The 21,545-nt window shown below is 62.2% G+C and carries 20 protein-coding genes and 2 tRNA genes; 12 read left to right on the top strand and 10 right to left on the bottom strand.

Going from position 1 to position 21,545, the window contains the following annotated elements:
• Positions 1–2: 2 nt before the first annotated feature.
• Positions 3–1,106 carry an NAD(P)/FAD-dependent oxidoreductase gene (locus NKJ23_RS18415; protein WP_352681566.1) on the top strand — a complete coding sequence of 368 codons (1,104 nt, stop codon included), beginning with the start codon at positions 3–5 and terminating at the stop codon, positions 1,104–1,106.
• A 4-nt stretch (positions 1,107–1,110) separates the two neighbouring features.
• On the opposite strand, the gene NKJ23_RS18410 is transcribed toward NKJ23_RS18415, so the two are convergent.
• On the bottom strand, positions 1,111–1,701 hold the full coding sequence (locus tag NKJ23_RS18410) for a hypothetical protein (protein WP_352681564.1): 591 nt from the start codon (positions 1,699–1,701) through the stop codon (positions 1,111–1,113).
• A 347-nt stretch (positions 1,702–2,048) separates the two neighbouring features.
• Between NKJ23_RS18410 and NKJ23_RS18405 the strand changes: the two genes are divergently transcribed.
• The 4 genes from NKJ23_RS18405 (at position 2,049) to NKJ23_RS18390 (ending at position 7,417) form a co-directional block, all read left to right on the top strand.
• Positions 2,049–2,678, top strand: a complete 630-nt coding sequence (locus NKJ23_RS18405; protein ID WP_023674655.1) for an ATP-dependent Clp protease proteolytic subunit — start codon at positions 2,049–2,051, stop codon at positions 2,676–2,678.
• Between the two features lie 304 nt (positions 2,679–2,982).
• Complete coding sequence (clpX, locus tag NKJ23_RS18400) at positions 2,983–4,257, top strand: ATP-dependent Clp protease ATP-binding subunit ClpX (RefSeq protein WP_006332719.1); 1,275 nt, start codon at positions 2,983–2,985, stop codon at positions 4,255–4,257.
• A gap of 280 nt (positions 4,258–4,537) precedes the next feature.
• A complete protein-coding gene (gene lon / locus NKJ23_RS18395; protein WP_023674656.1) occupies positions 4,538–6,949 on the top strand; it encodes an endopeptidase La in 2,412 nt (803 codons plus the stop codon).
• A gap of 195 nt (positions 6,950–7,144) precedes the next feature.
• Entirely contained in the window at positions 7,145–7,417 is a 273-nt protein-coding gene (locus NKJ23_RS18390) for an HU family DNA-binding protein (protein ID WP_023674657.1), read from the top strand.
• 87 nt (positions 7,418–7,504) lie between these two features.
• On the opposite strand, the gene NKJ23_RS18385 is transcribed toward NKJ23_RS18390, so the two are convergent.
• Positions 7,505–8,527 (bottom strand): aldo/keto reductase, encoded by a 1,023-nt coding sequence (locus NKJ23_RS18385; RefSeq protein WP_352681562.1) that lies wholly within the window; start codon positions 8,525–8,527, stop codon positions 7,505–7,507.
• Between the two features lie 184 nt (positions 8,528–8,711).
• Between NKJ23_RS18385 and hxlB the strand changes: the two genes are divergently transcribed.
• Positions 8,712–9,278 carry a 6-phospho-3-hexuloisomerase gene (gene hxlB / locus NKJ23_RS18380; RefSeq protein WP_352681560.1) on the top strand — a complete coding sequence of 189 codons (567 nt, stop codon included), beginning with the start codon at positions 8,712–8,714 and terminating at the stop codon, positions 9,276–9,278.
• Positions 9,279–9,283: 5 nt separating this feature from the next.
• Positions 9,284–10,027: a creatininase family protein gene (locus NKJ23_RS18375; protein ID WP_352681558.1), complete on the top strand. Its 744-nt coding sequence runs from the start codon at positions 9,284–9,286 to the stop codon at positions 10,025–10,027.
• Between the two features lie 50 nt (positions 10,028–10,077).
• Here the strand turns inward: NKJ23_RS18375 and NKJ23_RS18370 are convergent, their stop codons facing one another.
• The 3 genes from NKJ23_RS18370 to NKJ23_RS18360 form a co-directional block, all read right to left on the bottom strand.
• Positions 10,078–10,995, bottom strand: a complete 918-nt coding sequence (locus tag NKJ23_RS18370; protein ID WP_352681556.1) for a carbohydrate ABC transporter permease — start codon at positions 10,993–10,995, stop codon at positions 10,078–10,080.
• Between the two features lie 13 nt (positions 10,996–11,008).
• Complete coding sequence (locus tag NKJ23_RS18365) at positions 11,009–12,130, bottom strand: carbohydrate ABC transporter permease (protein ID WP_352681708.1); 1,122 nt, start codon at positions 12,128–12,130, stop codon at positions 11,009–11,011.
• Positions 12,131–12,259: 129 nt separating this feature from the next.
• Positions 12,260–13,924, bottom strand: a complete 1,665-nt coding sequence (locus tag NKJ23_RS18360; RefSeq protein ID WP_352575956.1) for an ABC transporter substrate-binding protein — start codon at positions 13,922–13,924, stop codon at positions 12,260–12,262.
• Between the two features lie 293 nt (positions 13,925–14,217).
• Here NKJ23_RS18360 and NKJ23_RS18355 point away from each other — a divergent pair, with 293 nt between their 5' ends.
• Genes NKJ23_RS18355 through rbsK form a run of 3 tightly spaced genes read left to right on the top strand, consistent with a single transcriptional unit; the run spans position 14,218 to position 16,706 of the window.
• Complete coding sequence (locus tag NKJ23_RS18355; RefSeq protein ID WP_352456634.1) at positions 14,218–15,276, top strand: ABC transporter ATP-binding protein; 1,059 nt, start codon at positions 14,218–14,220, stop codon at positions 15,274–15,276.
• A gap of 31 nt (positions 15,277–15,307) precedes the next feature.
• A complete protein-coding gene (locus NKJ23_RS18350; RefSeq protein ID WP_023674665.1) occupies positions 15,308–15,760 on the top strand; it encodes an RbsD/FucU family protein in 453 nt (150 codons plus the stop codon).
• A 4-nt stretch (positions 15,761–15,764) separates the two neighbouring features.
• A complete protein-coding gene (gene rbsK, locus NKJ23_RS18345; RefSeq protein WP_352681553.1) occupies positions 15,765–16,706 on the top strand; it encodes a ribokinase in 942 nt (313 codons plus the stop codon).
• 92 nt (positions 16,707–16,798) lie between these two features.
• Here the strand turns inward: rbsK and NKJ23_RS18340 are convergent.
• Positions 16,799–16,875 (bottom strand) — tRNA-Asp (locus NKJ23_RS18340).
• A gap of 217 nt (positions 16,876–17,092) precedes the next feature.
• Here NKJ23_RS18340 and NKJ23_RS18335 point away from each other — a divergent pair.
• Together NKJ23_RS18335 and NKJ23_RS18330 are read left to right on the top strand one after the other, a co-directional pair.
• Positions 17,093–17,168: transfer RNA gene (locus NKJ23_RS18335), tRNA-Val, on the top strand.
• A gap of 186 nt (positions 17,169–17,354) precedes the next feature.
• Complete coding sequence (locus NKJ23_RS18330) at positions 17,355–17,693, top strand: hypothetical protein (RefSeq protein ID WP_352681551.1); 339 nt, start codon at positions 17,355–17,357, stop codon at positions 17,691–17,693.
• Between the two features lie 201 nt (positions 17,694–17,894).
• Here NKJ23_RS18330 and NKJ23_RS18325 read toward each other — a convergent pair whose 3' ends face one another.
• The 4 genes from NKJ23_RS18325 to NKJ23_RS18310 all read right to left on the bottom strand — a co-directional run bounded on the left by NKJ23_RS18325 (position 17,895) and on the right by NKJ23_RS18310 (position 21,514).
• Positions 17,895–18,551, bottom strand: a complete 657-nt coding sequence (locus NKJ23_RS18325) for a GNAT family N-acetyltransferase (RefSeq protein WP_352681549.1) — start codon at positions 18,549–18,551, stop codon at positions 17,895–17,897.
• Positions 18,548–19,318: an SDR family oxidoreductase gene (locus NKJ23_RS18320; RefSeq protein WP_352646515.1), complete on the bottom strand. Its 771-nt coding sequence runs from the start codon at positions 19,316–19,318 to the stop codon at positions 18,548–18,550. Before NKJ23_RS18320 ends, NKJ23_RS18325 begins: the two co-directional genes overlap by 4 nt.
• Positions 19,315–20,310, bottom strand: a complete 996-nt coding sequence (locus tag NKJ23_RS18315; protein ID WP_352646513.1) for an ABC transporter permease — start codon at positions 20,308–20,310, stop codon at positions 19,315–19,317. Before NKJ23_RS18315 ends, NKJ23_RS18320 begins: the two co-directional genes overlap by 4 nt.
• A 163-nt stretch (positions 20,311–20,473) precedes the next feature.
• Positions 20,474–21,514, bottom strand: a complete 1,041-nt coding sequence (locus NKJ23_RS18310) for a sugar ABC transporter substrate-binding protein (protein WP_352571438.1) — start codon at positions 21,512–21,514, stop codon at positions 20,474–20,476.
• Positions 21,515–21,545 lie beyond the last annotated feature (31 nt).

Genomic DNA, 21,545 nt, shown 5'->3' with positions numbered 1-21,545 from the left:
TCATGAATGTGATCGTGGTCGGTGCAGGCATTGCCGGGCTTTCCACGGCCTGGTCGCTGGTCAAGGCCGGGCACCTCGTCTCGATCGTCGAGCAGGGACCGATCCCCAATCCGCTCGCCGCGTCGGGCGACCATCATCGCATCATCCGCCGCGCCTACCGGGCCGGAACGGGCTACGGCCGGCTGATCACCGAAGCCTATGAAGCTTGGGATGAGATGTGGGCCGATCTCGGTGAAACCCATCTCGATCCGCGCGGCTTCATCTGCATTTCGCGCCAGCCGGGAGACGAGGCCGAGGAATACCGAGAAGGCATGGAAGCCGGGAACTACCCGTTCGAATTGTTCGAGCCGGACGCCGCGGTCGAACGCTGGCCGTTCCTGCAGCCCGGTTCATTCCGCTATGCGTATTTTTCGCCGGACGGCGGCGCGCTGCACTGCCGCAAGATCGCTGCCGGCCTCGCCAGGTGGCTGCGCGCGAACGGCGCCAATGTCTATGAGAACAGCAAGGTGGTCGAGATCGACGCCGAGGCCGGGCATGTCGTGCTGGCGGGCGGCGAAACGATGCAGGCCGACCGGATCGTCGTCGCTGCCGGCGCCTGGGTGCTAAAACTGTTCCCGGAGCTGGATGGCGAGCTGAAAACCTGGCGCACCGCGCTCGCCTATGTCGAACCGCCGGCGGACCTGAAAGCGGTCTGGCAGGCAGCACCGGTCGTCCTCAACATTGGCGGCAGCGTCGACGGCTACGTGATCCCGCCCTCCGGCGGCGCTGGCATGAAATTCGGCTCGGGCCTGCACAGGGTGCCGACCAGCGATGCCGACTGGAACCGCCAGCCGGTACCGGGCGAGGGGGAGGCAATCCGCAACCTGTTTTCACCGCCGATCGCTCGTATCGAGGAGCACAAGGTCACCGAAGTGGTCACCTGCGCCTACACCTTTACCGCCGACGAGAAATTTCTGGCCCACCAGAAAGGCAGATGCCTGATCGTCTCGGCCTGCTCCGGCCACGGCTACAAGTTCGGCGCGGCGGTCGGCAGAAGGGTTGCGGCCTGCGTCGGCAGCGGCGATGTCGGCGGCCTGAGGAAATGGCTCAGAGCAGAGGTGGCCTGAGCGCCTAGTATCGGCAATGCCTCGGAATATGCACGCGCCGCCAGCTGGATGAGCCCTCCCTGACCACCACGCGGCGAGGCACTGTCTGATAAGACGCCGGAATGTCGATGATGCGCCGTTGCTCCGGTCGCACGAGAACCTCTTCGGCGACGCTCTCGTATTCGGCGGGGAGGACAACGCGCCGTCGGCGTTCCGGCTCAACCACGACGATTTCGGCCACGCGTTCATAGCGCGCCCTGTGCCTGACCTTGCACAGCACCTTGCGGCCATGAATGATGCGCCATTCCCAGGAATAGCCGCCGTCATTGACCCTCACGGACCGGTAGATGGTGCGGGTAGTGGCGGGCACGATCTCGTAGCTGACGCGCGCCGGTGCGATCTGCACCACGCGCTCGCGCGTCCCGTAGATCGGCGCTTCATACTGCACCTGCTGGCCGGCTGGGCTGACGAGCACATCCTCGTAGACGGTGTCGTAGACGGCCGGCCGATTGACCTGCTCGTAGCATTCGACCGCGCGTCCGCCGGCAGCCGTTTCGGACGCCATGCCGAGAACGCTGATGCCGGTAAGGGCCAAGGAAGCAACTTTCTTGATCATCGCACTCCCCCTGTTTGAACTGCGTGAAGCGAGTTCAACGTTGAATTGTAGGGCAAGCCGTGGCCGGAAAAAGCGGTTTCACCACTTTTCGTTAAGCGATGCGGTTAAGAAACTGCTAAACAACGGCCAAGCATGAGCGCCCCTTCCCACGGCAGGAGAGGGGCTGCCGGCACGGCGACAGGCGAAACTGGTTTGGAAACCTTGATTCGACTTAACCGGATGGCTAGGAGAGGCGGCCTTGCGCTAGGGTGAGCCGGCATCCTATTTACACAATAACGATCCAGAACCGATTCTGCCCGATTGCAAATCTCCGGCGCCGGAATCCCATCCTCAAAAAGGGATAGTCCATGAAGAACCCCGTCGAAACCTACATGAACCTCGTTCCGATGGTGGTCGAACAGACCAATCGCGGCGAGCGGGCCTACGACATTTTCTCGCGGCTCCTCAAGGAGCGCATCATTTTCATCACCGGCCCGGTCGAGGATGGCATGGCGACGCTGGTCTGCGCGCAGCTGCTGTTCCTCGAGGCGGAGAATCCGAAGAAGGAAATCAACCTCTATATCAACTCGCCCGGCGGCGTCGTCACCTCCGGCATGGCGATCTACGACACGATGCAGTTCATCAAGCCTGCCGTGTCGACGCTCTGCATCGGTCAGGCCGCCTCGATGGGCTCGCTGCTCTTGACGGCGGGCCACAAGGACATGCGCTTCGCCACGCCGAACGCCCGCATCATGGTCCACCAGCCTTCCGGCGGCTTCCAGGGTCAGGCTTCCGACATCGAGCGCCATGCCCAGGACATCATCAAGCTGAAGCGCCGCCTCAACGAGGTTTACGTCAAGCACACCGGCAAGAGCTACGATGAGATTGAAAAAACGCTCGACCGTGACCATTTCATGACTGCCGACGAGGCCAGGGATTTCGGCCTCATCGACAAGGTCATTTCGTCACGTGAGCCGGTCGAAGGTATTGCCTTATAGGCCCGCGGTGGCCCCGCAGTGGCAATGAGTGGCGGGATCACGCGCTTTTGGCGCAGCTTGCGGCATTTCGGCCACAATTGGCTGTTCCCTCGACGGGTGCAATTGCCTACGTTAAGGCTATGTTGATTTTCGACGGCTTAGCTTTGCGTGGGGTTGTTCGAATCATTGCCCCGTTTTCCGATTTGTGTTTCGTACGGAATGCGTTGCGGGAGCCGGGGCACTGGCGGCAGCGGATTCCCGCGATAGATTGAATATGCGCCCTTTCAACCAGACCATCGGCGGGCGGCCATGAAAGGACAGGAAAATGAGCAAGGTCGGCAACAACAGCGGTGATTCCAAGAACACGCTTTATTGCTCGTTTTGCGGCAAAAGCCAGCACGAAGTGCGCAAGCTGATCGCCGGGCCGACGGTGTTCATCTGCGACGAATGCGTCGAACTGTGCATGGACATCATCCGCGAGGAGAACAAGACCTCGATGGTGAAGTCGCGCGAGGGCGTGCCGACCCCGCAGGAAATCCTCAAGGTTCTCGACGACTACGTCATCGGCCAGCCCTACGCCAAGCGCGTGCTGTCGGTGGCCGTCCACAATCACTACAAGCGCCTCGCCCATGCCGGCAAGAACAACGACGTCGAACTGGCGAAGTCTAACATCCTGCTGATCGGCCCGACCGGCTGCGGCAAGACGTTGCTGGCGCAGACGCTGGCCCGCATCATCGACGTCCCCTTCACCATGGCCGACGCGACGACGCTGACCGAGGCCGGCTATGTCGGCGAGGATGTCGAGAACATCATCCTGAAGCTGTTGCAGTCGGCCGACTACAATGTCGAGCGCGCCCAGCGCGGCATCGTCTATATCGACGAGATCGACAAGATCTCGCGCAAGTCGGACAATCCCTCGATCACCCGCGACGTCTCGGGCGAGGGCGTGCAGCAGGCACTTTTGAAGATCATGGAAGGCACTGTCGCCTCCGTGCCGCCGCAGGGCGGCAGGAAGCATCCGCAGCAGGAATTCCTGCAGGTCGACACCGCCAACATCCTGTTCATCTGCGGTGGCGCTTTCGCCGGCCTGGACAAGATCATCTCGGATCGCGGCAGGAAGACCTCGATCGGTTTCGGCGCCATCGTCGCTTCGCCCGAGGATCGCCGCACCGGCGATGTTTTCCGCCTGGTCGAGCCTGAGGATCTCTTGAAGTTCGGCCTCATTCCAGAGTTCGTCGGCCGTTTGCCTGTCCTGGCGACGCTGGAGGACCTCGACGAGCCGGCGCTGATCCAGATCCTGACCGAGCCGAAGAACGCGCTGGTCAAGCAGTATCAGCGGCTGTTCGAGATGGAGAATGTCGACCTGACCTTCCACGAGAACGCGCTGTCGGCGATCGCCAAGCGCGCCATCGAGCGCAAGACCGGCGCGCGCGGCCTTCGTTCGATCATGGAAGCGATCCTGCTCGACACCATGTTCGAGCTGCCGGCGCTGGAAGGCGTGCGCGAAGTCGTTATTTCGGAAGAGGTGGTGTCAGGCAACGCGAGGCCGCTCTACATCTATTCCGAGCAGAAGGAAAAGAAGGGCAACGTCAGCGCCTGACGTGAGCCGGCAATGGATTTTTCTGAAACGGCGCCGCAGGGCGCCGTTTTGCTGTCGCACACCGCGTACGGCGCCGCCTAATGGCTGCGGATTGGAGGGACGGACCGTGTTGACCCTTGATCTTTACCCGCCGTGCCTCCAACTAAAGGCAGAAGGCCGTGGTGCCGAATTCTGTGCTGTAAAACTCCCGTCACAAACGGTGGTAGGCGGAACGATCCCCGGTCGTTAATATGAGATTCGCGGTTGGCCGATTGGCGGCCGCGACATGAAAGGTTGGACAATGGCCAAATTATCCAAGGCTCCCAGCGACGGCGTCTTCGCAGTCCTCCCACTGCGCGACATCGTGGTGTTCCCGCACATGATCGTTCCGCTCTTCGTCGGGCGTGAAAAGTCGATCAAGGCGCTGGAAGAAGTGATGGGTCAGGAAAAGCAGATCCTGCTTGCGACCCAGATGAATGCCGCCGACGACGATCCGGAGCCCGATGCCATCTTTGACATCGGCACGCTCGCCAATGTGCTGCAATTGCTGAAACTGCCGGACGGCACCGTGAAGGTGCTGGTCGAAGGCGCCTCGCGCGCGAAAATCGTCGCGTTCACCGACCGTCCCGACTTCCATGAAGCCCGTGCTGCGGCGCTGGTCGAACCGGAGGAGGAAGAGGTCGAGGTCGAGGCGCTGGCCCGTTCCGTCGTCACCGACTTCGAGAACTACGTCAAGCTGAACAAGAAGATCTCGCCCGAAGTGGTGGGTGCCGCCAGCCAGATCGACGACTATTCCAAGCTCGCCGACACGGTCGCTTCGCATCTTGCCATCAAGATCCCCGAGAAGCAGGAGATGCTCGCCACGCTGTCCGTCAAGGAACGGCTGGAAAAGGCGATGGGCTTCATGGAAGCCGAAATCTCGGTGCTCCAGGTGGAGAAGCGCATCCGCTCGCGCGTCAAGCGCCAGATGGAGAAGACGCAGCGCGAATACTACCTCAACGAGCAGATGAAGGCGATCCAGAAGGAGCTCGGCGAGGGCGAGGACGGCCGCGACGAGGCCGCCGAGATCGAGGCGCGCATCAAGAAGACCAAGCTCTCCAAGGAGGCCCGCGAAAAGGCGGAAGCCGAACTGAAGAAGCTGCGGACGATGTCGCCGATGTCGGCTGAATCGACCGTCGTGCGCAACTATCTCGACTGGCTGCTGTCGATCCCGTGGGGCAGGAACTCCAAGGTCAAGCAGGATCTGGCCTTTGCCCAGAACGTGCTCGATACCGACCATTTCGGCCTCGACAAGGTCAAGGACCGCATCGTCGAATACCTCGCCGTGCAGAGCCGCCAGAAGAAGCTGAAGGGGCCGATCCTGTGCCTCGTCGGACCTCCCGGCGTCGGCAAGACCTCGCTCGGCAAGTCGATCGCCAAGGCGACCGGCCGTGAGTTCATCCGCATGGCACTGGGCGGCGTGCGCGACGAGGCCGAGATCCGTGGTCACCGCCGCACCTATATCGGCTCGATGCCCGGCAAGGTCATCCAGTCGATGAAGAAGGCAAAGAAATCCAACCCGCTCTTCCTGCTCGACGAGATCGACAAGATGGGCCAGGATTTCCGCGGCGATCCGTCATCGGCTTTGCTCGAGGTGCTCGATCCCGAGCAGAACTCGACGTTCATGGACCATTACCTCGAGGTCGAATACGACCTGTCGAGCGTGATGTTCGTGACGACGGCGAACACGCTGAACATCCCTGCGCCCTTGATGGACCGCATGGAGATCATCCGCATCGCCGGCTACACCGAGGACGAGAAGATCGAGATCGCCAAGCGTCACCTGATGCCCAAGGTGATCCGCGACCACGCGTTGCAGCCGAAGGAATTCTCCGTCGGCGAGGACGCGATCCGCGGCATCATCCAGACCTACACCCGTGAAGCGGGCGTCAGGAGCCTGGAGCGCGAGCTGATGAAGCTCGGGCGCAAGGCGGTGACCGAGATCCTGAAGACGAAGAAGAAGACGATCAACATCACGGCGGACAATCTTGCCGATTATCTTGGTGTTCCGCGCTTCCGCTTCGGCCAGGTCGAGAGCGACGATCAGGTCGGCGTGGTCACCGGGCTCGCCTGGACGGAAGTCGGCGGCGAGCTGTTGACGGTGGAAGGTGTCATGATGCCCGGCAAGGGCCGCATGACCGTGACGGGCAATCTGCGCGACGTTATGAAGGAATCGATTTCGGCGGCGGCGTCCTATGTCCGCTCGCGGGCCATCGATTTCGGCGTCGAGCCGCCGCTGTTCGACAAGCGCGATATCCACGTCCACGTGCCGGAAGGCGCAACGCCCAAGGACGGACCGTCGGCTGGCGTGGCGATGGCGACGGCGATCGTCTCGGTGCTGACCGGAATCCCGGTCAAGGCCGATGTGGCGATGACCGGCGAGATCACGCTGCGCGGCAGGGTGCTGCCGATCGGCGGCCTCAAGGAGAAGCTGCTTGCCGCACTTCGCGGCGGCATCAAGAAGGTGCTGATCCCGGAAGAGAACGCCAAGGATCTGGCGGAGATTCCGGAGAACGTGAAGAGCGGCATGGAGATCATTCCGGTCTCACGGGTTGGCGAAGTGTTGCGCCATGCGCTGGTGCGCATGCCGGAACCGATCCAGTGGGTTGAACCCGTCAATGCGCCGGCCGTGGTCGATGTCGGGGACGAAGCTGGTAAATCGCTGGCGCATTAGCTCTTGCTAAAGTTGCAATGCACAAAGAGAGAGCCGGGCCTTGAGCCCGGCTTTTTCATGTGAAGAACCCCGGATTTCCGGGCTTTTTCGACTTTCCCGGCGCTTTTCGACTTGGTTGCCGGAGCGCTTCTTTCTAAAGTCCGTTTCCTGCCGGATGAGTCGAGTGTTCCGGTTTTCTCATGGAAGGGAATTTTTATGAACAAGAACGAACTGGTGTCCGCTGTCGCCGATGCCGCGAGTATTTCGAAGGGTGACGCGCAGTCGGCGGTTGATGCGGTGTTTTCCGTCATCACCGGCGAACTGAAAAAGGGCGGCGATGTCCGGCTTGTCGGCTTCGGAAATTTCACCGTGTCACAACGCGCCGCGTCGACCGGCCGCAATCCGCAGACCGGTGCGGAAGTGAAGATCCCGGCGCGCACCGTGCCGAAGTTCTCGGCCGGCAAGGGCCTCAAGGACGCGGTCAACTAAGCGCCTCCTTAAGTCTTTCAGAGAAAAGAAAAGCCGGTATATCCGGTTTTTCTTTTCTGTGCCCGCAACGTCGTTGGAAAGGCGGCACTATGCCGTCGGCGCATCCGCGCGCATCAAGCCTTCTGTCTTGAGATCGGCCCACAGCGCCGATGGCGGTTTCGCGTCGAGCAGCGAGCGATTGCTTTCGACTTCGCCCGGCCGCTGGCCGCCGGGGATTACCGAGACGACGGAAGGATGCAGCAGCGGGAACTGCAGCGCCGCCTCGATCAGGCGCACGCCGTGGCGCTTGCAGACGGCCTCGATGCGGGTGACGCGGTCGATGATGTCCTGCGGCGCCTCCGAATAGTTGTAGTAGGCGCCGGGCTTCGGCCCGGTTGCCAGGATGCCGGAATTGTACGGCCCGCCGAGAACGATGCCGATGCCGCGTTGCTGGCATAGCGGCAGGAAAGACTGCAGCGCTTCCTGCTCCAGCAGCGTGTAACGCCCGGCAAGCAGGAACAGATCGAAATCGCCGCGCTCGGCCAGCGTCTGGGCAACCTGCCACTCGTTGATGCCGCCGCCGAACGCCTTGATCACGCCCTGATCGCGCAATGCCAGCAATCCGTAGTAGCCGGAGCTCATGAATTCCTGAATGCGCTGGTCCGAGGCTTCCTTGCTGCCATGGGTGAAGATGTCGACATCATGCACGAAGAGGATGTCGATGCGGTCGACGCCGAGCCGTTCCAGCGAGGCTTCGAAGGAGCGCATGACGCCGTCATAGCTGTAATCGTAGACCTCGCGGCGCGATGGGGTGTCGAAGAATTTGCCAATGCCGGTGCGCTGTTCCGGCGGGCAGGCGCGCATGATGCGCCCGACTTTGCTGGACAGCACGTAGTCGTCACGCTTCTTCGAACGCAGGAACGGATTGAGCCGCGTTTCGGCAAGGCCCAGCCCATAGAGCGGCGCGGTGTCGTAGTAGCGGCAGCCGACCCGCCATGCCGCCTCCAGCGTAGCATTGGCATCCTCGTCGGAGACGGCGCGGTAGAGATTGCCGAGCGGCGCAGTGCCGAAGCCGAGCTCGGTGAAGGTGATGCCGCCATTGCCGATGCGGTCGAAATGCCGTGTCTTCATAGGCCGTCGTTTCCTCATTTGCGATTTGCCGTGACACTATCACGGCTGTGGCGCATCAAAAGCACTGCGTGTCGTTGGACACCGATTTTCGCGGTGATAGCATGAGTGAAAACAAGCTGTTCGGGGCAGATGTGACTGAGATATTCAAATGGTTCTCCGGCACCGGCAAGCTGGTGCAAATGTCATGACGGACGCCGGCGAAAACCTGTTTGGGATTGCGCTGAGCGAGCTTGGCACCGTGCTGGAGCGTATCGACGCAAGCCGCATCGACGCGGCTTGCGCCATCCTGGCTGGCGCGAAAAAGATCGTCACCTATGGCTGCGGCCGCGAGGCGATGCAGGTCAAGGGTTTTGCCATGCGGCTCTACCATCTCGGTCTGCCGGTGTCGGTCGTCGGCGACATGACCACGCCGCCGCTGGGCGAGGGCGATGTCTTCCTCGCAAGTTCCGGCCCGGGTGAGACGTCGACGGTGCTGACCTTGATGCAGGTCGCGCGCGAGGCCGGTGCCACAGTCCTGCTGCTCACCGCGCAAGCCGACAGCACTGCCGCGAAGCTGGCCGACTTCACACTGCTTATCCCGGCTCAGACCATGGCCGACGACCAGGGCCCTGAAAAGACATCCGTCCTGCCGATGGGCTCGGTTTTCGAAGGCGCGCTGTTCGTCCTCTTCGAAGTGATGGTGCTGAAGCTCAGGGATCTGACCGGCGTCTCACCGGAAGCGATGCGCGCCCGCCACACCAATATGGAGTAGGTGTCATGCGCTACGAATTGATGCTGCCGCATCAGATACGCAAGGTGATCGCCGAAAACTGGCCGGTCGTGTTGCCGCTGGGTGTGCTTGAATATCACGGCGAGCACATGGCCGTCGGAATGGACACGCTGGCGGTGGTCAAGAGCCTGGAACTGTTCGAAAAAGAAGCCGAGATCGTCATTCTGCCGCCCTTCCATTACGGCGCGGCGAGCTATGCTGTTGCAGCACCGGAGGGCAGTGGTTCGCTGCAGGTCGGCGGCAATGTGCTGGCGCCATTTGCGGAAGAACTGTTCTACAGCCTGCTGCGCATCGGCTTCCGCAACATCCACGCCGTCATTCACCACCAGACCGAAAATTTTGCCGCCGGCATGCCGACCGATCTCGCCTTCAAGGCCGCCGGCCGGCAGGCGATCTTCCGCTTCCTGGAGAAAGAACGTGGCGAAGGCTGGTGGGGCTCTCCGGCTATGGCCGACTATTATGCCGAGCACGCCGAGGGCAGCAATTTCTTCAACTGGGTGCGGGTGCATCCACTGATGCCGGCTTCAATGCACAGCCGGTACCCGTTCGACCATGCCGGCACCGGCGAGACGTCACTGATGCTGGCGCTGTGCCCGGAAGCGGTGGATGCCGGCCGCTTCGCCGACAACACCGGCTGGTACACGGCAAGTGCGCCCGAAGCCTCGGCGGAATTGGGGCAAAAAGGGGTTGCCATGATCCTCGAGCATTTGCGGGCAACACTTTCGGGTTAGCGCGCTTTTCCCTTCTCCCACAACAAGGGGAGAAGGGAGAACCGGCGCAGTTATTTCACCGCGCCCGCTGTCATGCCCATGATCAGGTAACGCTCGAGCGCGATGCCGATGACGGCGAGCGGTGTGATGGCGGCGGTGGCAAGCGCTGCCATCGACCACCAGTTGATGCCTTGTGAGCCGGTCTGGCTGGCCACCATGACAGGAATGGTCTTTGCGTCGGTCGAGGTCAAAAGCGCGGCGAAGAAATACTCGTTCCAGCACAGCACCATCGCCAGGATGAAGGCGGCGACCATGCCCGGCAGCGCGATCGGCATGACGATGCGCAAGAAGGCGCCCCAGATCGACAGGCCGTCGACGAGTGCTGCCTCCTCCAGCTCCACCGGGATGGAGTTGAACTGGTCGCGCATGATCCAGATGACGATCGGCAACACCATCAGCGTGTAGAGCAGGATCAGCCCGACGCGTGTGTCGAGCAGGCCGACCTCCCGGTAAAGCACGAGGAAGGGCAGGGCCAAAACCACCGGCGGCAGGATCAGCTGCGACAGGAAGAAGAAGGAAATATCCTCGTTCCTGAACCAGGCGAACTTGTAACGATAGCGGGTCAGCCCGTAGGCGGCGAGGCTGCCGATGACGATGGCGAGGGTCGACGCGCCGACCGAAGTGATGACCGAATTCATGAAACGCTTGATGAATTCGTCGCGCACAGTCGACGTCCGAAAGATCGAGTCCGGCGACAGGCCGAGCGAACGCCAGCCCTTCCAGTCGGGCCGGAAGTCGACGAACGGGATCAGATGGCCCTGGGTGACATCGACCGCGGTCTTGAACGAGGTGGTTATCGTCCAATAGATCGGGAACAGGCAGATGAAAGCCCAGAAGATGAGGGCGCCGTAGATGAAGACGCGGTTGGCGACGAAGCTCGCCGGCGAGCGGATTTCGGAGGCGGCAAAGTCGGTGGTTTGAACGCTCATCTTGCCGGCCCGATCAATTGACGTTGCGCACGAAGCGGCTGGCGAACTTCAGCAGCCAGGTCACGAACACGATGATGATGATCAAATAGGCCATCGCCAGCATCGTGCCGTAGCCGACGTTCGAGCGGTCGCGATATTCGCGGTAGATGAAACTGGACACCGAATCGGTCGCGCCGCCTGGCCCGCCGGAGGTGACGGTGATGATGATGTCGGCGAGCTTCAGCTTGAAGATGATGCGCAGGATGACCGCTGTCACCGACACCGGCAGCATCAGCGGGAAGGTGACCTGCCAGAAGGTCTGCCAGGCAGTCGCGCCATCGACACGCGCTGCCTCGAGCACCTCGCGCGACATCGCCTGCAGGCCGGCGAGCAGCATGATCATCATGAACGGGATGAACGTCCACGCGTCGAGCACCATGATCGAGATGCGGGCGGTGATCGGGTTGGAGAAGAAGGCCGGGTTTTCCCAGCCGAGATGCCGTGCCAGCGTCGCGGCGGGCCCGAAGCGGTATTCCATCAGCGACTTGCCGATCATCCACGACACCGCCACCGGCGACAGCATCAGCGGCATGAGAAACACGACGCGGAAGAATTTTCGTGCCCTAATCTGCGCGTTGAGCAGCAGCGCCAGGCCGAAGGCGATGACATATTCGACGAACACCGCCAACACGTAGAGCACCATGTTGAACAGCGCATTGCGATAATAGGCGTCGTTCAGCATCTGCCAGAAATTGTCGAGCCCGTTGAACTGCCGTCCGCTGAAGGAACTGAGGTTCCAGTCGGTCAGCGCGATGTAGAAGCCGAACAGCGTCGGGAAGATCACCATGGCAATGGTAAACAGCAGCGCCGGCAGCAGGAACAGCGCGCGCTGGCCGTCCTCGCCGCGCGTCAGTACCTGGCCGATGCCGAGCGCGACACCCCACAGCACATAGGCGTAGACCACCGGCCGCCAGGTGTCGAAGCCGATAGTGTCGACCTCGCTCTTGTAGAGGATTTGCAGCGCGATCACCGCCAGAAGGCCGAGCGTTGCAGCAGCCATCAGCGCCCAGCCAAGCCGTTTGCGGCTCCGCGGTATCAGGTCGGATGGCACGGCGCCTGCCGGCCATTCACTTGTCGACAAAGTCTGGTCACCCAGGGTCCGGTCAGCCACGCGTCTTGCCCGTTCACAGGAGGCTCGATGATCCGGCTGAGCCGGTCGAGGCCAAGTCGGTCAAGGGGAGGTCCGGCGGCCGTGCGCTGCCGGACCAAGTTTCACGATCTCAGCCTACATGCCGAGCGAGGCCTTGTAGAGCTTGACCTGGTTGTCGCGCCCGATCTGGTCGGTCAGCTTCTCCCAGGCGGCTGCGATGGCGTCGGCGCCTTCCTGCGCCTTCATCTTGCCGGCAAAGGTGTTGGCCAAAATGTCCTCGGCAGCGCTGTAGTACTGGAAGATGCCGGGGATGCGCGGCTCGATCGCCGCGTTCGGATGGTTGTAGCTGTCGGCTTCCGACTTCAGATACGAGGTGATGAACGCCTCGTCGTAGCCCGCCGCCACCCATTCCGGAATGTTGAAATGCGAGTTGCGATAGGGCTGGAAACCCGACGGATAGGCCGCGCACCAGAGCGACAGGTCCTTGCCGCCGAGATGGGCAGCGGCAGACCATGCCGCCTTCTTCTTCTTTTCGTCGCTGTCGACACGGGCCATGACATAAACGCCCCAGCCGAGATAGGCGCAGTTTGGCGCATGGTTCGGCCCGCTGGCGAGCTTGTCCCACTGCCCGGTCTTGGAGTTGTAGACGTCGTCCGAGCCCGGCAGGATCGAAAAGCCGGTGATGTCGCCGACGACCGAGGAATCGTTGGTCTTGACGTTCGAACCGACGTCGCCCCACCAGGTGACCATCGAACCGGTGCCTGCCAGGAATTGCTGGAAGGCGGTGGTGTTCGGGTCGGCATTGATCTGGTCGGCGGGTTCGGAGGGCAGGGCATCGATGACGTCCTGGATCGCCCGCACCCATGCCGGATTGTTGACGCGCGGCTTCATCGTGTCGGCATCGAACAGCCAGGCCTTGTCATCGGGATGCTTGGCGTAGGCGCTGGCGCGGCTGCCGAGGAAATAGAAGCCGAAACCGCCCCAGGGCTTGGGCGCATCGAGGTAGCCAAAGACATCCTGGCCCTTCACCTGCTTGCCCTTGAGGAATTTCGTCACCGCCTGCACCTGCTGCCAGGTCTTCGGCACGCCCCATTCGCCTTCTCCGCCGCCGTCCTTCCAGGCCTTGGCGAGGTCGGCATCGGCAAACACGTCGGTGCGGTAGTTGAAATTATGTGCGTCGCCGTCAACGGTCACGCGATATTGCTTGCCGTCCCATGTGCCCACCGGCGGCTGCAGATAGGCCACGACATCCTTCATGTCGATCTGGTCCTTGACCCAGTCCGGCATCTCGGAGGTGAGACCCTTGCCGCAGACGTCGCCTTCGAACGGTGCCCCCATTTCGATGATGTCGAAATCGACGGTGCCGGTCGCGATCGACTGCTGCAGGCGGGCGTTGTAGTCAGCCTGCGCCAGGTCGATCCAGTTGATCTTGGCGCCGGTATAGGTCTCCCACGGCTTCAGGAAGCCGCGAAACAGCACATTGTGCAGGTTCTGGTTGTTGAGGCCCATGAAGGTGAGTTCGACACCGGCGAATTCGCCTTCCTTGACATTGGCCTTGGTGGCGCCAAGGCAAAGCTCGCCGACCTGCTGGAAGTCGGCATCGGTCGGCTGACCCTTGCCGACACCCGGGATCTGCAGGATCTGCGCACGCAGGTCGTCGGCGGCCGCAGCCGTGCGCGTCAGCGCACCAAGTCCGGCGCTTGAGGCCGCCGCGAGGGCGGCCATGCTGGCCGCTCCCTTCAGCACGTCGCGGCGGGTGGCCCCGGCGCGGACAAGTTGGTTATAAAGGCTGACTTTCATTTCGTTCCTCCCAGAAGGTCAATTGTGAATTGGTTCAGATGGTGGAGCGCCGATTATGTTCCCCAACGACAGCGACTCCCGTAAATAGCGGCCCGAATTCTCCCTCCCGCGACGCTTGGCATTCAGTGCCGGACAAGCGTACCGGTGCGCCCGGAACAGGGTCATAAGCCGGACACTGTCACTATTCGCACAACGAAGTGCGGTGTCAACGTGAATGGGTTTTTTATCTATAAGAGACTGACTTGCCCTCGCCGTTTGCGTTGTTTAGCTTCACGGCAACTGAAGGGGGAATGATGGCTCAAGTCGCGATCCGCAATGTGGCCAAGGCGTTCGGAACCGTCAAGGTTCTGCACGATGTCAGCGTCGACATCGCCGACGGGCAGTTCGTGGTGCTGGTCGGGCCTTCCGGCTGCGGCAAGTCCACGCTGCTGAGGATGGTGGCCGGGCTGGAAACGGTCTCCGGCGGCACCATCGCCATCGGCGAGCGCGTCGTCAACCATCTGCCGCCGGCCAAGCGCGACATCGCCATGGTGTTCCAGAACTACGCGCTCTATCCGCACAAGACGGTCGAGCAGAACATGGCCTTTGCTCTCAAGCTGCGCAAAACCGACCCGGCGGTGGTCACTGAGCGGGTCAAGCGCGCCGCCGACATCCTCGACCTCAATCCCTACCTCAAGCGCTATCCGCGCCAGCTCTCTGGCGGCCAGCGCCAGCGCGTCGCCATGGGCCGCGCCATCGTGCGCAACCCGCAGGTGTTCCTCTTCGACGAGCCGCTCTCCAATCTCGACGCCAAGCTGCGTGTCCAGATGCGCACCGAGATCAAGGAACTGCACCAGCGGCTGAAGACCACCACCATCTACGTCACCCACGACCAGATCGAGGCCATGACCATGGCCGACAAGATCGTGGTGATGCGCGACGGTCGCATCGAACAGGTCGGCGCGCCGCTGGAATTATTCGACCGGCCGGCCAACCTGTTTGTCGCCGGCTTCATCGGCTCGCCCTCGATGAACCTGCTCAAGGGCGTCGTGCGCAAGGGCGACAAGCCCGTCGTCGAGATCGCCGGGACGCCGTTCCCGATTGCGGCGACCAGTGCCGTCGAGGATGGCCGTAATGTCGTCTACGGCGTGCGGCCCGAGCATCTCGAAATCCATCCCGATGGTGTTCCGGCGAAGATTTCGGTGGTCGAGCCGACCGGTTCCGAGACTTTGGTGTTCCTGCGCTTCGGCGAGGGCGAGATGGTGGCGCTGTTCCGTGAGCGCCACGACTTCAAGCCGGGCGACACACTGCACCTGAAACCGCGGCTCGACCAGGTGCATCTCTTCGACGCAGAGACCGGCAAGCGTCTCTGATTTCGCCCCAGCAAACTTCGCGAGGAATACCATGCTCAAAGGAATCAATCCGCTGCTCAATGCCGATGTGCTGCAGGCGCTGCGGGCGATGGGCCACGGTGACGATCTGATTATCGCCGACACCAATTTCCCGTCCGATTCGGTGGCGCGCCAGACCGTGCTTGGCCGGCTGCTGCGCATCGATGCGTCGGCGGCCGACGTGGTCAAGGCGGTACTGTCGCTCTATCCGCTGGACACCTTCGTCGACGACGCAGCCGCGCGCATGGAGATCGTCGGCAAGCCGGACGACATTCCCGCCGTGCAGCAGGAAGTGCAAAAAGAGATCGATGCCGCCGAGGGCAAGGCCTGGCCGATGATCTCGGTCGAGCGCTACGCCTTCTACGAACGCGCCAAGAAGGCCTATTGCGTCATCCAGACCGGCGAGCGCCGCTTCTATGGCTGTTTTGCGTTCCGCAAGGGCGTCGTGCCACCGGATGCGGAGTAGCGGCATGCCGGCGAAACCGATCGTCATGAAGCCGGTTGTCATATTGGGCGTCTTCGTCGCCGATACGGCCTACCGCGCCGCCCGCCAGCCGCGCATGGGCGAGACGATCCTGGGCACGTCCTTCACGCTCGGCCCAGGCGGCAAGGGCTCGAACCAGGCGGTGGCAGCCGGCCGGCTCGGCGCCGATGTCACCTTCCTTACCCGCCTCGGCGTCGATCCCTTTGCCGATATGGCGAGACAGACCTGGTCGCGCGCCGGCGTGAAGAGCGCCGTCATCGACACGCCGGAAAGCTACACCGGTGCCGCCTATATCTTCATCGAGGAGACGAGCGGCAACAACGCGATCATCGTCAGCCCTGGTGCGGCGATGCTGATCTCGCCCGCCGATATCGAGGCAAATGCCGGCCTGATCCGCGCGGCCGGCGTTTTCGTCACCCAGCTCGAACAGCCGATCGAGGCGGCGCTGCGGGCGCTGGAGATCGCGCGCGGGGCAGGGGTGACCACCATCCTCAACCCGGCGCCGGCGGCCAGGCTTCCGGACCGTATCTACACGCTGTGCGACTATGTCACGCCGAACGAGACTGAGGCCGAGGAACTGACCGGCATCAAGGTATCCTCCATCGACGATGCCCGCCATGCCGCCGACAGCCTGCTCGAGAAGGGCGTGGGCGCTGTCATCGTGACGCTCGGCGAAAAGGGCGCGCTGCTGCACACGGCCGACCGTTCCGAGCATGTCGCAGCGGTCGCCGCCGGCCCGGTGGTCGAGACCACAGGCGCGGGCGACGCCTTCAACGGCGGCCTGGCTGCCGCGCTGTCGAGGGGGATCGAACCTCTGGAAGCGGTGCGCTTCGCTTGCGCCGTCGCAGGCATTTCGGTGACGCGCCCGGGCACCGCGCCGTCCATGCCGACGCTGCAAGAGGTCGAGGCGCTGCTCGCCGAGGGGTGAGACCGTATGGATTAGATCATGAACGAAGACGGTTTTTGACAAATCAACGTCGACATTTCTCCGACACCAGGGGCCGTGGCCCGAAGGAGAAATGGCGCGAGTGACGGGGCTCGAACCCGCGACCTCCGGCGTGACAGGCCGGCACTCTAACCAACTGAGCTACACCCGCGCATGGACGAGCACGTGTCAGCCGTGTTCGTCGTTGGGGCGGTGGATAAGGGGTAAGCCACCGGGTGTCAAGCGGACCCGGACAGCATAACAGCAAACAGGAGAAGGTTTTTTGACAAGCCGAACTTTGTTGCCGAAACCGGCTCCCGGCCAAGCCACTCGCCGCTCATTTGGCCTTGCGAAGCCGGTCCTAACTGCTTAAAGGTCCGGCCCGGGGCGGGCGATTAGCTCAGTTGGTAGAGCGCTTCGTTTACACCGAAGATGTCGGCGGTTCGAGCCCGTCATCGCCCACCATTTTCCTCGATGTGTTCAGTTTGGGCTACACCGCTCAAGCTGATCGCCCAGGTGAGACGCATCCGACCACTGTGCTACTCGGACTTTGGTCTGATTCGAACTGTCTTTCCGCAGGGACTTAAGTCTGATCTGCTTGCCTCTCATGAGGGAAACGATTGCCGAAAGCTACAACTTGCAGTATCTCAATTGCGTATGGGCATGGGCGGGAGCGAAAATATTCCTGGATGGCTTGTGAGTCATCTTCCGGACGATCCCGTGATCGCAGGAGATCTCGCGGATAAGATATCGAAGGACGCTGAAAAAAACCGGCTTCCAGGCGAACGGGTTGTGAAGACAACCCGTAACGAAGAAGACACCTTCAAGAAAGAACAAGTCGAAGCTTATCCCGACGCCGCGGTTGCAGGAGTCTTTGCCAGCGGTTCATTCCTCGCCCTGTTGGTATTAGCCATTTATCTGCTTTATGTGCTCTCGATTGTGGCCGGGGGAACGGTCGCGGATGTTCCCCTGCCGCCTATACTGAACTAGTAGACGCTCCGCCAACACTCGAATTAGCCCCGCACCGTGTTGATGCTGGTGACTTTCGTGTCTGCGGTGGAGCACGCGACGAAGGTTTCGTTCCCGCGGCAAAGGTGTTCACGCGGGGCAACTGGCTGCTGCAGAACGGCAGCATTGTACTTCCATAGGCCTCCCGGTTCTTTGCAACTTGGGCGATTGGCTTGTCGCAGATCAGCCTGCAAGCGCCGGAGCGTGAGCAATCCGTTTCGCCACATAAACACAACGCTTCGATGAATCAGCGTCCTGCACCACCTCAAATCCAATCGCCTTGTAGAACCTTAGCGCACCATCGTTCTCCGGCATGACTTCGAGGTGGATGCCGGTCGAGCCGCTCGCGGCAAGCCCCTGCTCGAGGAAGGCCATCGCGCGCCTGCCGATGCCTTTCCCGCGCGCTTGCGGCAACAGGTCGATATGGCCATGCGACGGATAGGCGGTCAGCGCAGGCGGAACAGCGAAATCGGGATGATGGACCCGATGCCGCGCCCAGTCGCTGCCGCGCCAGCGCGAGCTGTCGGGTCCCGGGTCTGCCACGCGCCGCTGAAGGTCGGGATACCAGTCTGATGCCAGGCTGGCATTGAAAGCGCTCGTATCGGCCGCGCCAAGCAGGTAGCCGGCCGCACCTGCGGGACTATCGATAATGAAGGCCAGCTCGGGTTCGAGCACCTGGTAGGGAATAGTGTAGAGGAGGCCGAGCAGTTCCGGGTCGTCCTCGCGGCCGCTGGCGTCCTTGCCGGCATCGCCGGTCTTGAGACAGATCATCGCAAGCGCTGCACGATCGGCGGTGGTCGCCCGGCGCAGGAAGAAACCGCCGCCGAAATCGAGGATCATGGCGGCAGCAGCCGGAAATCCTTGCCCTCGGGCAAAAGCTGCCCGCCGTCGACGATGATGGTCGTGCCCGTGATGTAGCTGGCATCGTCAGAGGCCAGGAACAGGAAGGCATTGGCCACATCGCGAGGGCTGCCGAGACGGCCGAGCGGGATGGCGTCTTCCATGTTCTTGATGAAGGCCGCACCGCGATGCTGCTCTATGCCTTCAGTGAGGATGTTGCCGGGCTCGACGCCGTTTACTGTAATGCCGTAGCCCGAGAATTCGAGCGCAGCCGAACGGATCAGCCCATTGATGCCGGCCTTGGTCGCTGAATAATGGCCGTGGCCGGGGCTGGTGACATGCGGGCCGGTGATCGAGGAGGTGAACAGCATGCTGCCAAAATGCTGTGCCTTCATTGGCACCAGTGCGGCGCGAGCAGCGATGAAGCTGCCGCGCAAGTTCACCGCCATGACCCGGTCCCAATCGTCGGGACTGGTGTTTTCCAGCAATTGCCAGGGATAGATTCCGGCATTCTGCACCATGATGTCGAGTCGGCCGTGACGGTCGAGCGCCAGTGCAACAGCAGCCTCGGCATCAGCCATCTGCGAGATGTCGGTGCGGATGAAGGCGGCGCCGAGTTCGTTCGCGGTCGCTTGCCCCGCCTCGGCCTCGGTGTCGGCCAGGACCAGCTTCGCGCCCTCTTCGGCAAAACGCTGTGCGATGCCCTTGCCGATGCCACGTGCGCTGCCGACGATCAGCGCGACCTTATCTTCCAGACGGCCGGTCATGCGAGCCTCTGGCGGATGGTTTGCTTGAATGCGTCGAGCAGCACCGCGGCGAGGACGAGCAGGCCGTGGATCACCTGGGTGAAGTTGGCCGGCAGGCCCATCAAATTGATCGCCGTGTTGATGGCCGAGAGCAGCAGCACGCCGGCATAGACGCCGGGCAAGGTGCCGACGCCGCCCTTCAGGCTGACGCCGCCGATGACGACTGCGGCGAAGGCATTGAACAACAGGCCGACGCCGAGATTAGCTGTCGCGCCGGAGGTGCGGATCGCCAGCACCCAGCCGGCAAGGCCGGCGATGGCGCCGGCGAGAACGAAGGCTATGACCAGGTTGCGGTTGACCCGGATGCCGGCGCGAAAGGTCGCCGTCTCGTTGCCGCCGATCATGACCAGGTGCCGGCCGAAGGGCGTCTTGGCCATGATCAGCGAGAACACCACGAAACACGCAATGGCGATCCAGGCAGTCAGCGGCAGGCCGCCCAGGCGCTGGATGCCGAACCAGCGGATTGCCGGCGTAAGGTCCTGCGCCGAGCGGCCGCCGGAGATAACCAGCACCAGGCCGCGCACCCAGATGTAAGATGCCAGGGTGATGATGAAGGCGCTCATCTTGACCCTGACCACCAGGTAGCCATTGAAGGCGCCGATGAGGCCGCCGACGGCAAGCGCGATGAGCAGCGAAACCGGAACCATCAGCCATTGCGGCTGCAACTGGATGCCAAGGCCGATGCCCGACGAGCAGAACAGGATGCCGACCGCCATGGCGCTGAGCGCCGCCACCGATTCGACCGACAGGTCCATGTGGCCGGCGATGATGACCAGCGCCAGGCCGATCGACATGACGCCGAGCACGCTCGACGCCTCGATGATGTTGGCAAAAATGCCGAGCTGAAAATAGTTCGGGATGAGGATGGAAAAGACCACCAGCACGAAGACCAGCATGAACCAGACAAGATTGTCGAGGATGAACTCGAGGGTTTGGCGCGTGCGGGGGTTCATCTGCGGATCCGGTTGGCGCATGACCCCGAAAACCATTCGTCCTTCGGAAAGATCAGGCGCGGTTGAAAATTGCTGCAGCATACCCGTGCGCGTCCGTTTGAACGCACTGAGGCTGCAGGGCTGGGCTCCGGGCCGGCATGGCCCGGAGCTTCTGGCGAGTTTGCTATTCGACCGGCTTTATGGTTTCGGTCGGCGGCTTCATGTTGCCCCAGAACGCCGGGTTATCGACATTTTCCTTGGTGATCGCAGCGCCGGGGATCTTGATGTTCGGTCCCCACGCTTCCTTGGTCAGGGTTGATTTCAGGCCAAGCACATCATATTCGCCGGGCTTGATCTCCTGCTTGTTGACCACCTTGTCCATGAACATCGCGACCGCCGCGGCCTGGGCGTAGAGCGGCTGCTCGACTTCGACATTGAGCCAGCCCTTGCGGATCAGGTCGAGGCCGACCGGAGCGCCGTTCGAGCTCATCAGCATTACGTCGCCCGGTTTCTTGCCGGCGGCCTCGAGCGAGGCAACGGCAGCGACCGAAAGATGCGCGGCATGGCTGAAGATCAGGTCGATGTCGGGGTTGGCGAGCAGCTGGTCGTTCACGATGGTCCCGGCTGCATCCGCCGCCCATTGCATGGCCGGCAGCGAGATGATCTTGACGTCCGGGAACGCCTTCATCTTCTCCTCGAAACCCTTCTGGATATCGAGCGTGTAGGGATCGCCCGGATCGCCGAGCACCTGCAGGATCTTGCCCTTCACCGAGCCGTTTTTCGCGGTCAGGAGCTTTTGCGCCTGGTCGGCGGCGACGTAGCCGATCTCGACGGTTCCGGCCACCGAGGTGAAGTCGGACGGGGTCGAGGTGATCTGGCGGTCGAACTCGACGACCGGGATGCCGGCGGCGCGGGCGGCCTCGATCGACGGTTTCAGCGCATTGAAATCGACGGCGGCAAGAATGATCGCCGACGGCTTCAGCGCGATGACGTCGTTCATCTGCGATTGCTGAGCGTCGGTCTTGTTGTCGGCGTTCAGCGTCTTCATCTCGTAGCCGACCTGCTTCAGGAACAATTCCAGCGCGCTCACCGAGCCGGTCTGGAACTCATCGAGCAATGTCGGCACCATGTAGTAGACGGTGCCCTTGGACTGGGCGAATGCCGGCGTGAGCGTGGCAAAGGCCAGTGCCAGGATACCGAAGACGGAAAGAAGTATTTTCTTCATGTCGTTCGCTCCTCTTGCGCCGGACCCCTCA

Source organism: Mesorhizobium sp. M0184, assembly GCF_040322215.1.
Taxonomy (GTDB): domain Bacteria; phylum Pseudomonadota; class Alphaproteobacteria; order Rhizobiales; family Rhizobiaceae; genus Mesorhizobium.
This window is presented reverse-complemented; position numbering and strand designations above follow the sequence as displayed.